Annotated in this window: 12 protein-coding genes and 3 tRNA genes; 8 read left to right on the top strand and 7 right to left on the bottom strand. The window is 55.0% G+C overall.

Annotated features, from left to right (window positions below):
* Positions 1 to 413: 413 nt before the first annotated feature.
* The 3 genes from N037_RS10645 (at position 414) to xni (ending at position 4003) form a co-directional block, all read left to right on the top strand.
* Positions 414 to 1703 (top strand): HAAAP family serine/threonine permease, encoded by a 1290-nt coding sequence (locus N037_RS10645; RefSeq protein WP_023333254.1) that lies wholly within the window; start codon positions 414 to 416, stop codon positions 1701 to 1703.
* Positions 1704 to 1767: 64 nt separating this feature from the next.
* Positions 1768 to 3135, top strand: a complete 1368-nt coding sequence (sdaB, locus tag N037_RS10640; protein WP_023333255.1) for an L-serine ammonia-lyase II — start codon at positions 1768 to 1770, stop codon at positions 3133 to 3135.
* Between the two features lie 112 nt (positions 3136 to 3247).
* A complete protein-coding gene (xni, locus tag N037_RS10635) occupies positions 3248 to 4003 on the top strand; it encodes a flap endonuclease Xni (protein WP_023333256.1) in 756 nt (251 codons plus the stop codon).
* 62 nt (positions 4004 to 4065) lie between these two features.
* Here the strand turns inward: xni and rlmM are convergent, their stop codons facing one another.
* The 4 genes from rlmM to N037_RS10615 form a co-directional block, all read right to left on the bottom strand.
* Positions 4066 to 5166 carry a 23S rRNA (cytidine(2498)-2'-O)-methyltransferase RlmM gene (rlmM, locus tag N037_RS10630; RefSeq protein WP_023309030.1) on the bottom strand — a complete coding sequence of 367 codons (1101 nt, stop codon included), beginning with the start codon at positions 5164 to 5166 and terminating at the stop codon, positions 4066 to 4068.
* On the bottom strand, positions 5159 to 5554 hold the full coding sequence (locus N037_RS10625) for a DUF423 domain-containing protein (RefSeq protein ID WP_023309031.1): 396 nt from the start codon (positions 5552 to 5554) through the stop codon (positions 5159 to 5161). Before N037_RS10625 ends, rlmM begins: the two co-directional genes overlap by 8 nt.
* A gap of 39 nt (positions 5555 to 5593) precedes the next feature.
* Positions 5594 to 6511 (bottom strand): glycine cleavage system transcriptional regulator GcvA, encoded by a 918-nt coding sequence (gene gcvA, locus N037_RS10620; RefSeq protein ID WP_023309032.1) that lies wholly within the window; start codon positions 6509 to 6511, stop codon positions 5594 to 5596.
* Between the two features lie 349 nt (positions 6512 to 6860).
* The gene (locus N037_RS10615) at positions 6861 to 7088 is read right to left on the bottom strand and encodes a YgdI/YgdR family lipoprotein (RefSeq protein WP_008499648.1); all 228 of its coding nucleotides are present in this window, start codon (positions 7086 to 7088) and stop codon (positions 6861 to 6863) included.
* Positions 7089 to 7280: 192 nt separating this feature from the next.
* On the opposite strand from N037_RS10615, the gene csdA reads away from it, so the two are divergent.
* Positions 7281 to 8486, top strand: coding sequence for a cysteine desulfurase CsdA (gene csdA, locus N037_RS10610; protein WP_032640757.1), 1206 nt, complete (start codon positions 7281 to 7283; stop codon positions 8484 to 8486).
* Positions 8486 to 8932: a cysteine desulfurase sulfur acceptor subunit CsdE gene (gene csdE / locus N037_RS10605; protein ID WP_023333259.1), complete on the top strand. Its 447-nt coding sequence runs from the start codon at positions 8486 to 8488 to the stop codon at positions 8930 to 8932. Before csdA ends, csdE begins: the two co-directional genes overlap by 1 nt.
* Here the strand turns inward: csdE and tcdA are convergent.
* A complete protein-coding gene (tcdA, locus tag N037_RS10600; RefSeq protein ID WP_023333260.1) occupies positions 8923 to 9729 on the bottom strand; it encodes a tRNA cyclic N6-threonylcarbamoyladenosine(37) synthase TcdA in 807 nt (268 codons plus the stop codon). The two genes, csdE and tcdA, sit on opposite strands and share 10 nt — an antisense overlap.
* A 75-nt stretch (positions 9730 to 9804) precedes the next feature.
* Positions 9805 to 10902, bottom strand: coding sequence for a murein transglycosylase A (gene mltA, locus N037_RS10595; protein WP_023333261.1), 1098 nt, complete (start codon positions 10900 to 10902; stop codon positions 9805 to 9807).
* A gap of 208 nt (positions 10903 to 11110) precedes the next feature.
* Here mltA and N037_RS10590 point away from each other — a divergent pair.
* The 3 genes from N037_RS10590 (at position 11111) to N037_RS10580 (ending at position 11429) form a co-directional block, all read left to right on the top strand.
* Positions 11111 to 11187, top strand: a tRNA-Met gene (locus N037_RS10590).
* A 44-nt stretch (positions 11188 to 11231) separates the two neighbouring features.
* Positions 11232 to 11308 (top strand) — tRNA-Met (locus N037_RS10585).
* Between the two features lie 44 nt (positions 11309 to 11352).
* Positions 11353 to 11429 (top strand) — tRNA-Met (locus N037_RS10580).
* A gap of 89 nt (positions 11430 to 11518) precedes the next feature.
* On the opposite strand, the gene amiC is transcribed toward N037_RS10580, so the two are convergent.
* Entirely contained in the window at positions 11519 to 12772 is a 1254-nt protein-coding gene (gene amiC / locus N037_RS10575; protein ID WP_032640755.1) for an N-acetylmuramoyl-L-alanine amidase AmiC, read from the bottom strand.
* Positions 12773 to 12919 lie beyond the last annotated feature (147 nt).

The raw sequence follows: 12919 nt of genomic DNA, 5'->3' as shown, positions 1-12919 counted from the left end.
CTTACAAACGCAAACGATTACCTCCTTTTTACAACCGTGAGTTATCAGCCTTAATCTAAATTACCCGCCAGAAAATCCTAAAAACCCATTTCTTTACAGCGAAAGACACCTATCTCGCGGACCGCTCTTTTAGCTCCCATGTCGTTGGTGGTAGCCTTCGCGCCCGTAAATTCTCTTTGATGTTTTTTTAACAGATAAATGGTCTAAAGATGCCCACATCATAAGTGGATTATTGCATTTGAGATCACGATCACTGATAGATTCATAACTAGAATGTATCTTTCCGCCCGCCAATAGTTACGGGTGAAAATTATTAAAAAACCGTCACTGAACGAATTTCATATTACCGTCAGGCACTTTTTCATCGGATTTGACTAAAAAACCTGACAATTCGCTTCCTCCAGGAGATATAGATGGAAACCACTCAAACCAGCACCGTTGCTTCGATTGAATCCCGAAGTGGTTGGCGCAAAACGGATACCATGTGGATGCTTGGCCTTTACGGCACAGCAATCGGCGCTGGTGTACTGTTCCTTCCTATCAACGCAGGCGTCGGCGGTCTGATCCCGCTGATCATTATGGCTATCATCGCTTTCCCGATGACCTTCTTCGCACACCGCGGTCTGACCCGCTTCGTGCTGTCCGGTAAAAATCCGGGCGAAGATATCACTGAAGTGGTTGAAGAGCATTTCGGCATTGGCGCAGGTAAACTGATTACCCTGCTCTACTTCTTCGCGATTTACCCAATCCTGCTGGTTTACAGCGTGGCGATCACTAACACCGTAGAAAGCTTCATGGCGCACCAGCTGCACATGACGCCGCCTCCGCGTGCGATTCTGTCTCTGATCCTGATTGTGGGCATGATGACCATCGTGCGCTTCGGTGAGCAGATGATTGTGAAAGCAATGAGCGTACTGGTCTTCCCGTTCGTTATTGCTCTGATGGTACTGGCTTGCTACCTGATCCCGCAGTGGAACGGTGCAGCACTGGAAACCCTGTCCCTGAGCAGCGCATCGGCAACCGGTAACGGCCTGCTGATGACTCTCTGGCTGGCGATTCCGGTGATGGTGTTCTCTTTCAACCACTCCCCAATCATCTCCTCTTTCGCTGTGGCGAAACGTGAAGAGTACGGTAATGGCGCAGAGAAGAAGTGCTCCAGCATCCTGGCACGCGCTCACATCATGATGGTACTGACCGTTATGTTCTTCGTCTTCAGCTGCGTACTGAGCCTCTCTCCGGCGGATCTGGCGGCAGCGAAAGAGCAGAACATCTCTATTCTGTCCTACCTGGCGAACCACTTTAACGCACCGGTTATTGCGTGGATGGCACCTATCATCGCGATTATCGCCATCACTAAATCCTTCCTGGGCCACTACCTCGGCGCACGTGAAGGCTTCAACGGTATGGTGATTAAATCTCTGCGCGGTAAAGGCAAGAGTATTGAAATCAACAAGCTGAACAAAATCACTGCACTGTTCATGCTGCTCACCACCTGGGCGGTAGCGACCCTGAACCCAAGCATCCTGGGCATGATTGAAACCCTGGGCGGCCCGGTTATCGCGATGATTCTGTTCCTGATGCCGATGTACGCGATTCAGAAAGTCCCTGCGATGCGTAAATACAGCGGCCATATCAGCAACGTGTTCGTTGTGATTATGGGCCTGATTGCCATCTCCGCGATTTTCTACTCGCTGTTCAGCTAATACCTCCTGCGCCGTCCCCGGACGGCGCACTCCTCCCTCTCTGACTGAAAGCAATGGACGCATCATGATTAGCGTATTCGATATCTTCAAAATCGGTATTGGTCCTTCCAGCTCTCACACCGTCGGACCAATGAAAGCCGGTAAGCAGTTCACGGATGACTTGATTGCACGCGGCATCTTGCATGACATTACCCGCGTGGTTGTCGATGTATACGGCTCGCTTTCCCTGACCGGGAAAGGCCACCATACCGATATCGCCATTATCATGGGCCTGGCGGGAAATCTGCCGGATACCGTTGATATTGATGCGATCCCTGGCTTCATCCAGGATGTGAACACCCACGGTCGCCTGCTGCTGGCGAACGGTGAGCATGAGGTTGAATTCCCGGTTGACCACTGCATGAATTTCCATGCGGACAACCTGTCGCTGCACGAAAACGGCATGCGCATTACCGCGCTGGCCGGCGACAAAGCGGTTTACAGCCAGACGTATTACTCTATCGGCGGTGGTTTTATCGTCGACGAAGACCACTTTGGTCAAACCGATAACGCTTCTGTCGAGGTGCCGTATCCGTACAAAACGGCGGCGGATCTTCAGCGTCACTGCCAGGAGACGGGCCTTTCCCTCTCCGGCCTGATGATGAAAAACGAACTGGCACTTCACAGCAAAGAAGAGCTCGAACAGCACTTCACTAACGTCTGGGAAGTGATGCGCGGCGGTATTGAGCGCGGGATCACCACCGAAGGCGTTCTGCCGGGCAAGCTTCGCGTGCCGCGTCGTGCTGCAGCGCTGCGCCGTATGCTGGTGAGCACCGACAAAACGACAACGGACCCGATGGCCGTCGTAGACTGGATCAACATGTTCGCACTGGCGGTAAACGAAGAGAACGCCGCAGGGGGCCGTGTGGTCACCGCGCCGACTAACGGTGCCTGCGGTATCGTTCCGGCGGTGCTGGCGTACTACGACAAGTTTATTCGTGAAGTGAACGCGAACTCACTGGCCCGCTACCTGCTGGTCGCCAGTGCGATTGGTTCGCTGTATAAGATGAACGCGTCCATTTCCGGTGCGGAAGTGGGCTGTCAGGGTGAAGTCGGCGTGGCGTGTTCCATGGCGGCGGCGGGTCTGGCCGAACTGCTGGGTGCAAGCCCAACACAGGTGTGCATTGCTGCGGAAATCGGCATGGAACATAACCTGGGGCTGACCTGTGACCCGGTTGCCGGGCAGGTACAGGTGCCGTGCATCGAGCGTAACGCGATTGCCTCCGTGAAGGCGGTGAACGCGGCACGTATGGCGCTGCGCCGCACCAGCGAGCCGCGCGTCTGTCTCGATAAGGTTATCGAAACCATGTACGAAACCGGTAAAGATATGAACGCCAAATACCGCGAAACCTCTCGCGGCGGCCTGGCGATGAAGATCGTGACCTGCGATTAAGCCCCTCAGGAAGCCTCGTTTTGCGAGGCTTCTTCCTGTTTTCCCCACCATTCATAGTTTCACGCTGCTGACAGTGTTACCCTTCACGCATGAGATAGAAGGGAGATTATCTGTGGCCGTTCATTTACTTATCGTCGATGCTCTTAACCTGATCCGCCGTATCCATGCGGTACAGGGGACGCCTTGTAAAGACACCTGCCTGCACGCGCTGGAACAGCTTATCCGCCACAGTGAGCCGACCCACGCGGTCGCGGTATTTGATGACGAAGCCCGCAACACGGGCTGGCGACACCAGCGTCTGCCGGACTACAAAGCCGGACGCGCACCGATGCCGGACGATCTCCACGCTGAATTGCCCATGCTGCGCGCTGCATTTGAACAGCGGGGCGTCCCCTGCTGGGGTGCACAGGGAAATGAAGCCGACGATCTCGCGGCCACTCTGGCCGTAAAGGTGGCAAGCGCCGGGCATCAGGCCACTATCGTTTCAACTGACAAAGGCTACTGCCAGCTGCTCTCGCCGACCATCCGCATTCGCGACTATTTTCAAAAACGCTGGCTGGACGCGCCGTTTATTGCCAGCGAGTTCGGCGTCTCGCCTGAGCAACTGCCGGATTACTGGGGGCTGGCAGGCATCAGCAGTTCTAAGGTTCCGGGTGTCGCCGGTATTGGGCCGAAGAGCGCCGCACAGCTGCTGACCGATTTTAAGAGTCTGGAAGGGATTTACGCGCGTCTGGATGAGGTGCCAGAAAAGTGGCGCAAGAAGCTGGAGGCGCATAAAGAGATGGCGTTTATCTGCCGGGAAATCGCAACGCTACAGACGGATTTACAGCTGGACGGGAATTTACAGCAGTTGCGTTTACAACGTTAAAAACACTACACGGTTTTGTAGGCCCGGTAAGCGCAGCGCCACCGGGCAAAACAAAGCACGCACTATCGCTCGTCGCGACGTCCGCCGACCGCAGCCCACCAGCGACGAATATGAACCGTCACCTCTTCACGGTCGTGATACAGCTGACGCGCCTGGATCTCCACGTTAATACCGTGTTCATCCATCTGCTCCTGAATGTACGCCAGATTCTGCGACACTTCCTCATAGCGCTTTTTCATCGGCAGCTTGAGGTTGAAAATGGTCTCACGACACCAGCCGTTCACCAGCCAGGAGGCCATCAGCGCGGCCACTTTTGCCGGCTTCTCAACCATATCGCACACCATCCACGAGATGTTGTTACGGTTCGGGCGATAGCGGAAACCGTCTTCACGCAGCCAGGTGACCTGCCCGGTGTCCATCAGGCTTTGTGCCATTGGGCCGTTATCAACGGACGATACCCACATATTGCGTTTCACCAGCTGATAGGTCCAGCCGCCCGGGCACGCGCCAAGGTCGACGGCGTACATGCCGTTTGCCAGACGCTCATCCCACTCATCCGCCGGGATAAAGACGTGGAACGCCTCTTCCAGCTTGAGCGTGGAACGGCTTGGCGCATCGGACGGAAAGCGTAAACGCGGGATGCCCATAAAGAAGGGAGAGTTGTTGGTAGTGTACGAATAGCCCGTATAGCAGCAGCCCGGTGCGATAAAGAAGATATGCACCACCGGACGCTTTGGCGTTTCGTAGTTCGTCAGCACGCCCGCATCACGCAGCGCCGCACGCAGCGGCACGGTGAACTTACGGCAGAACTTCATCAGCTCTTTACTTTCGTTGGTATCCGCCACTTCAACGCGCAGATCGCCGCCCTTTTCAACCACGCCCTGCAGCATGCCGACAATTGGCGTGATGCGGTCTTCCGGCGGAAGATCCTTCAGCAGCTCACCCGCAACAAACATCTGGCGAGCGAAGATCAGCGAGCTGAACGGCAGCTCGCGCGCCAGCTTGTCTGCGTCTTCAGGCTGATAGCACTCGAATACCACATAGCCCGCGTTCTCTTTTACGCGGGCAAAGCCGAAGACTTCACGCTTCGCCGCTTTATCGGTAATTTCCGCGGCACACTCTTTCTCAAACCCCGGGCGACAATATAAAACAACCTTATTCATGAACAACGCCCTTGCGTTTCAGACGGATAGCTCCGATAAACATTAATACCCAACCCGCCAGGAAGCTGAAGCCGCCGACAGGTGTAACGAACGCCCACAGGCGCAGATGTGAGAGCGCAAGGCAGTACAGGCTACCGCTGAACAACACGGTACCCAGCGCCATAAACACGCTGCTCCAGTAAAACCAGATACTGATACGACGCTGCATCGCCACCGCCAGCCCAAAAATAGCCAGCGTGTGGAACGCCTGATATTCAAGGCCGGTCTGGATCCACCCCATCTCTACTGCGCCCAAAGACTTGCTTAATACATGTGCGCCAAAGGCGCCCAGTGCAACAAAAATAAAGCCACTCACCGCGGCAAAAATCAGCATGAATCGGCTGGTCATGTTTAAGTCCTGAATTGATGCGTGCCCGGCACACAAACGTTATTGCTCATACCTGAAGCGGAATTTTTCTTGCTCGGTTGCCGCTTTCGCCAGTATCCACTGCCGGAAGGCGGCTATTTTACCCAGTTCTGCCTGACTGTCATGACAAACCAGATAAAACGCATTCTTGCTGACCAGTACATCATTAAAAGGGCAAACCAGGCGGCCTGCCTCAATTTCGGACTGCGCCATGACGTTGTTCGCCAACGCCACGCCCTGCCCGTGTATGGCAGCCTGTAACACCATCGCACTGTGGCTAAAGATGGGTCCCTGCTGCACGTTTATATGTGTAAGACCTAATTGACGGGTATAAGTTTGCCAGTCGCGGCGAGAGGCATCATGTAAAAGCGTATGCTGAGCCAGGTCAGCGGGTGACTTCAGCGCCTTTTCACCTGTTAACAGCAGGGGAGAACAGACCGGCAGGAGATATTCTGCGTATAATTTCTCAACACGCAAGCCCGGCCAGTTACCGCGACCATAAAAAATGGCGACATCGACGTCATCGGCCAGTTTGTCCTCCTGACGATCTACCGCCTGGATTCGAACGTCGATCCCCGGATAAGCTGAGTTAAAGCTTGAGAGTCTGGGCACCAGCCAATGAATGGCAAAACTGGGCAATAAACTAACAGTCAGGGCACCTTTTGCACTGCGAGCCTGCAGCTTACGCGTGGCTTCCGTAAGCTGGGAAAAAATCTCTTTAATATCCTGAAAATAGCTCTGCCCCTCTTCGGTCAACAGCAACGAACGGTTGCGTCGACGAAACAGCTTAAGGCCCAGAAAATCCTCCAGAGACTTGATTTGGTGACTTACTGCGGCCTGTGTCACAAAAAGCTCATCTGCTGCGCGGGTAAAGCTCAGGTGACGTGCTGCTGCATCAAAAACACGTAATGCATTGAGGGGTGGCAATCGCTTTGACATGGTTATCTGGCTTAGATGTTAACGGATTTTAACAAACAGGAAACAACGTTTAACCTATTAGTTTTTTTTATCTGAGCCATTATAATTTGTCCGTTGAGGAACTACCAGCAAATACCTATAGTGGCGGCACTTCCTGAGCCGGAACGAAGAGCTTTTTTCGGAATGCGTGTTCTGAAGGGCTTTTGGCTTACGGTTGTGATGTTGTGTTGTTGTGTTTGCAATTGGTCTGCGATTCAGACCACGGTAGCAACGCTACCAATTTTTCACTTCCTGTACATTTACCCTGTCTGTCCATAGTGATTAATGTAGCACCGCCAATTTGCGGTGCTTTTTTTTCGCCTGCGATCTGTTAATGCTCGATCTCTTTCATCTCTTTCACGTCCGTGCGGTTGATCTGCTGCTTGTTCCCGTTAGCATCTTTGTACGAAATCATCCCGGTATCATTATCGGTAGTCGGTTTCCCTTCCGAAACGATAGAACGACCATCGTTGGTGTGCATCACGTAGTTATTACCAGAACAGGCGCTCAGGGCAAAAGTAAACGCACAGGCAGAAATGATTGCAGCTGTCTTATTCATGATTATTCTCCTTTAGCAATTAATGCTATTCAAACCTCGATTTATAACAGGCTAAAACATCCGCCTAACACTATTTAGCATAACCTGCTTTTTTGAGGCCGTAAGGATAAGCAGACAATTCTGATAGATATCAACCTCCTTGCCCTGCCGCTGAAATTGCGCGACGATCGCTATATTGAAATGAGGAATCCCATGAACGCTTTCAGTCCTGCGCAGTTCCGCGCACAGTTTCCGGCCCTGGCCGATGCCGGTATTTACCTGGATAGCGCCGCGACCGCCCTTAAGCCACAGGCGGTGATTGAAGCCACGCGGCAGTTCTACAGCCTGAGCGCCGGGAACGTACATCGCAGCCAGTTTGCCGAAGCGCAGCGATTAACCGCGCGCTACGAAGCCGCACGCGATCAGGTCGCGCGCCTGATCAATGCCGAAAGCGGGAAAAACATCGTCTGGACGCGCGGCACAACAGAGGCCATCAATATGGTGGCCCAGTGCTACGCGCGCCCGCTGCTTCAGCCGGGCGATGAGATCGTCGTCAGCGAAGCGGAACATCATGCCAACCTGGTGCCATGGCTGATGGTGGCCGAGCAAACGGGTGCACACGTGGTTAAACTCCCACTGGGTGCGGACCTTCTGCCCGACGTGGCCCGTCTCCCCGAGCTGATGACTCCCCGCAGCCGCATTCTGGCGCTCGGACAGATGTCGAACGTCACGGGAGGTTGTCCGGACCTGGCTCAGGCCATTCGCATAGCTCATGCCAGCGGGATGGTGGTGATGGTCGACGGCGCGCAGGGCGTGGTGCACTTCCCCGCTGATGTGCAGGCGCTTGATATCGACTTCTATGCCTTCTCAGGACATAAGCTCTACGGGCCAACGGGTATTGGGGCGTTGTACGGTAAGCCAGAACTGCTGGCAAAAATGACGCCGTGGCTCGGTGGCGGCAAAATGATTACCGAAGTGTCGTTCGATGGCTTCAAAACTCAGGACGTTCCCTATCGTCTGGAGGCCGGTACGCCGAACGTGGCGGGGGTGATTGGCTTAAGCGCGGCGCTGGAGTGGCTGGCGGAAACTGACATTGTCCAGGCTGAAAGCTGGAGCCGGGGGCTGGCGACGCTGGCCGAGGAAGAACTGAAAAAGCGCCCGGGTTTCCGTTCGTTCCGCGTTCAGGATTCAAGCCTGCTCGCCTTTGATTTTGCGGGCGTTCACCATAGCGACATGGTGACGCTGCTGGCCGGGTACGGCATTGCCCTGCGTGCCGGGCAGCACTGCGCCCAGCCGCTGCTGGCGGCGCTTGGCGTTAACGGTACGCTGCGCGCCTCATTTGCGCCGTATAATACCCAAAGCGATGTCGACGCGCTGGTTGCCGCCGTTGACCGCGCCCTTGAAATACTGGTGGATTAATGACTAGCGCTGCTTTAGCCGGACATCCGTTTGGCACGGTCATCACAGAAGAGACCTTAAAACAGACCTTCGCCCCGCTCCAGCAGTGGGAGGATAAATATCGTCAGCTGATCCTGCTGGGTAAACAGCTCCCTGCGCTTTCAGACGATCTCAAAGCGCAGGCGAAAGAGATCGCAGGCTGTGAAAACCGCGTCTGGCTGGGCGTGAGCGTCTCCGGCGAGAAGCTGCACTTCTTCGGCGACAGCGAAGGTCGCATCGTCAGGGGGCTGCTGGCCGTATTGTTGACCGCTGTGGAAGGGAAAAGCGCGGCGGAATTGCTGGCACATTCGCCGCTGGCGTTATTTGATGAGCTTGGACTGCGCGCGCAGCTCAGCGCCTCGCGCGGTCAGGGGTTGATCGCGCTCAGCGACGCGGTCCTGGATGCCGCACGTCAGGCTCAGGCCTGACGTTCCGCCTTGGCCATCATTTTCCTGAGGGCGTGAGACACCGCCACAAAGCCGAAAGAGGCGGTCACCATCGTGGCCGCACCAAACCCGGAGGCGCAATCCATTCTCTTTGGCCCTTCCGCCGTACTCTTCATTGCGCAGACTGACCCATCCGCCTGCGGATAGACCAGCGCTTCGGTCGAGAACACGCAGTCGACGCCCAGCTTGCCTTTGCTGTTCTTCACCACGTTAAAGTCGCTCTTCAGGCGTTCACGCAGCTTGGCAGCCAGCGGATCCTGAATGGTTTTCGCCAGATCGGCCACCTGGATCTGCGTCGGATCGATTTGCCCGCCCGCACCGCCCGTCGTGACCAGCGGCACCTTGTAGCGACGGCAGTAAGCGATTAACGCCGCTTTTGGCCGCACGCTGTCGATGGCGTCAATCACATAGCTGTAGCCTTTGCTCATGTACTCCGCGACGTTATCTGCCGTCACAAAGTCGTCGATCACCGTCACGCGGCACTCCGGGTTGATCAAACGGATACGCTCCGCCATGACCTCAGACTTCGCCAGGCCGACGCTATCGCGCAGGGCGTGAATTTGACGGTTGGTATTGGTGACGCAAACGTCATCCATGTCAATCAGCGTGATTGCGCCAATACCGGTTCTCGCCAGCGCTTCTGCCGCCCACGACCCCACACCACCAATGCCCACGACGCAGACATGCGCATCCGCAAACAGCTGCAGGGCTTTTTCACCATATAAACGTGCCGTACCGCCAAAACGCTGGCGCCAGGCGTCGCTGATTACCACAGACATAAAACCTCAGATGTAAAAAGGGTGAGGTTTTCCTCACCCTGAACAGTAATCCGTATTGCGCTCAGAATACCACAATCAGCCGCTGAATACGTTTCCAGCACCCGGCGCCGCCTTCAGTACCCACACGCGTCCGTAGTGGTTATACCAGCCCGCGCGATGGCCTGCGTCAGGGCCAATCCCCTGATAGATGTCGAAGTGCTGGCCCTTAATCGCCCCGCCAACGTCCAGCGCCACCATCAGACGCAGCTCATACTGGCCGTTGAACTTGCCGTTGTTGTCCAGCAGGGGAACCTCAGCCAGCAGCGTGGTGCCTGCAGGTATAATCGAACGATCCGATGCAACCGACGCGCGGCCAATCAGCGGAACTGCACTCGCCCCTTTCACCGGCGCGAAGTTTTGCGGTTTGAAGAAGACGAACGACGGGTTCTGCTCCAGCAGCTCACGCACCTCGGCTTCGCTGTGTTTCTCACCCCACTCGCGGATCGCCTGCATCGACATGTCTTCTTTCTTCACTTCGCCGCGGTCGATCAGCACCTTACCGATGCTGCGATAGGCGTGGCCGTTTTTACCCGAATAGCTGAAGAAGTTAAGCGGCGACCCGTCGCCAAAATCAATGTAGCCGCTGCCCTGAACGTCCATGATGAAGTTATCCATCAGGGAGTTACTGTAGGCCAGAACGTAGTTTTCGCTCAGCGCACCGGCGTAGATCTCAGCGCGAGACGGCAGACGACCGCGTTTTGGCGGCATACGGTAGATAGGATACTGGAACTCGCCCTGACGAGAGTGGCGTGCCTGGATAACCGGGGTGTAATAGCCGGTAAACTGGACGTTGCCGTAGTTATCGGCCCCTTCCATCTGCCAGGCGTCGATACCAAACTGGCGCATATTGCGCGTATCGCCGCCTGCTTTCAGCCAATCCTGGACCGCGCTATAAACACTGTTCTGTGAGCTATACAGACGCGGCGACGCGTTGCGGATCTGGTAGACCTGCTCGGAGAAATCACCGGCATTAATCGGTGCGCCGACGGCATCAGGCTGATTAACTAAAGAGAAAGGCTGGGATAACTTCCCGTCTTTATACTGTTGACCGCGATCGGTCGGTTTGGAAGAACAGGCCGCAAGAATCGCTACCATTGCGCCCGCCATCAGATACTTCGCCCAACGTCCTTTCATTATATCTCGTCTTTAAGTTGCCCATTTCCGCGTGATGAAGATAACAAACCGCCAGGGCTAATGAAATGCGATCGCATGCCCTTTGGCAAATTTTGCGCAAAAAATAGTCCAAACAAAGCCATGTCGTTCAATTTGCATACAAAATCATGATTTATGTGAAAAAGGGGTTGCATCACAAACCTATCCGAGTATAGTGCGCATCCACGGACGCGGGGTGGAGCAGCCTGGTAGCTCGTCGGGCTCATAACCCGAAGGTCGTCGGTTCAAATCCGGCCCCCGCAACCAATTAAAATTTGATGAAGTATCTTCTACGACTGTAGAAAGACGGACGCGGGGTGGAGCAGCCTGGTAGCTCGTCGGGCTCATAACCCGAAGGTCGTCGGTTCAAATCCGGCCCCCGCAACCAATCAAATTTGAAGAAGTAAGTTTCTACACGAGTAGAAAGACGGACGCGGGGTGGAGCAGCCTGGTAGCTCGTCGGGCTCATAACCCGAAGGTCGTCGGTTCAAATCCGGCCCCCGCAACCAACACTTCTAAAAAACAATAAACACCCTAAAGGGTGTTTTTTTGTATCTGTCGTTTGTGAATTTGCCGGGCGTTTACCCGGCAGAAAGATTTACCCGCGCCGCGCCAGCGTCGCCCCGTCAGAGAAATACGCCCGAATCCCCGCCAGAATCGACTCCGCAACCTCCTGCTGGAATTTTGCCGTCTTGAGCTTACGTTCCTCTTCAACGTTACTGATAAACGCAGTTTCTACCAGAATGGACGGGATGTCCGGTGCCTTGAGTACCGCAAACCCGGCCTGTTCAACGCTGTTTTTATGCAGCTTATTAATATTGCCCAGCTTGCCCAGCACCGCTTTACCAAACTTCAGGCTGTCGTTAATGGTCAGCGACTGCACCATATCGAACATAGTGTGATCGACGTAGCGGTCGCCGCTTTTGCTCACGCCACCAATCAGGTCAGAGGCGTTCTGGCTGTCAGCCAGGAATCTTGCTGCGGTACTGGTCGCGCCTTTGGTCGAGAGCGCGAACACCGACGAGCCGCTTGGCTGGCGGCTGGTAAACGCATCCGCATGGATCGACACGAACAAATCGGCGCGCTGCTTCTGCGCTTTCGCCACCCGGACCTTCAGCGGAATAAAGACGTCTTCATTGCGCGTCATATAGGCGCGCATATTGCCTTCTTTATCAATCAACGCTTTCAGGCGACGGGCAATTTGCAACACCACGTCTTTTTCACGCGTATGGTATTTCCCCACCGCGCCGGAGTCTTCGCCGCCGTGTCCAGGATCGAGCATGATCACAATCGGACGATCGCGCCCTGCTTTGCCCGGCTGCGGGCCGCTTTGCGCAGGTGGAACCTGACTCTGCAGATCGCCTTTGTTGTAATCCTCCAGCAGCGCAAGCAGCGGATCCTGAATATCCGTCGCATTGGCCGGGTAGAGATCCATCACCAGGCGCTCTTTGAACGTCGCAACGGGCGCCAGAGCAAACAGCTGCGGCTTAACGTTCTGCTTCAGTTCAAACACCATGCGCACGGTTTGCGGATCAAACTGCCCGACGCGCGCCGATTTAATAAACGGATCGTCGCCGCGGATCTGCGCCGCCATACCCTTCAGCACGGAGTTGAGGTTAACGCCTTCAAGATCCACTACCACGCGTTCAGGGTTGCTGAGGGCAAATTGCTTATATTTCAGCACGCGATTCGATTCGACCGTCACGCGCGTATAGGTCGACGACGGCCAGACGCGCACCGCCACCACCTGACTCGTGGCGGCAAGACCGACCTGACTGACGCTAAGCAACCACATTGCCCCGGCCCCTTTTAACAAACGGCGGCGGCTTATTGCTGAATTGGATCCCGACATGCTTCTCCCGAGCAAGAACACTGACTGATATACAAAATGTCCAGATTGACCGAAAACTTTAACGAATGACGCATAAACTGTCATCTATAAAAGGGTAAACAATCATACGCTAACGCACGGATTACTTATCATTTTCTGTGGGTCGCG

It is taken from the genome of Enterobacter sp. EGD-HP1 (genome assembly GCF_000733275.2).
GTDB lineage: Bacteria > Pseudomonadota > Gammaproteobacteria > Enterobacterales > Enterobacteriaceae > Enterobacter.
The sequence above is the reverse complement of the archived record's forward strand: the minus strand, read 5'-3'. Positions and strand labels throughout refer to the sequence as shown.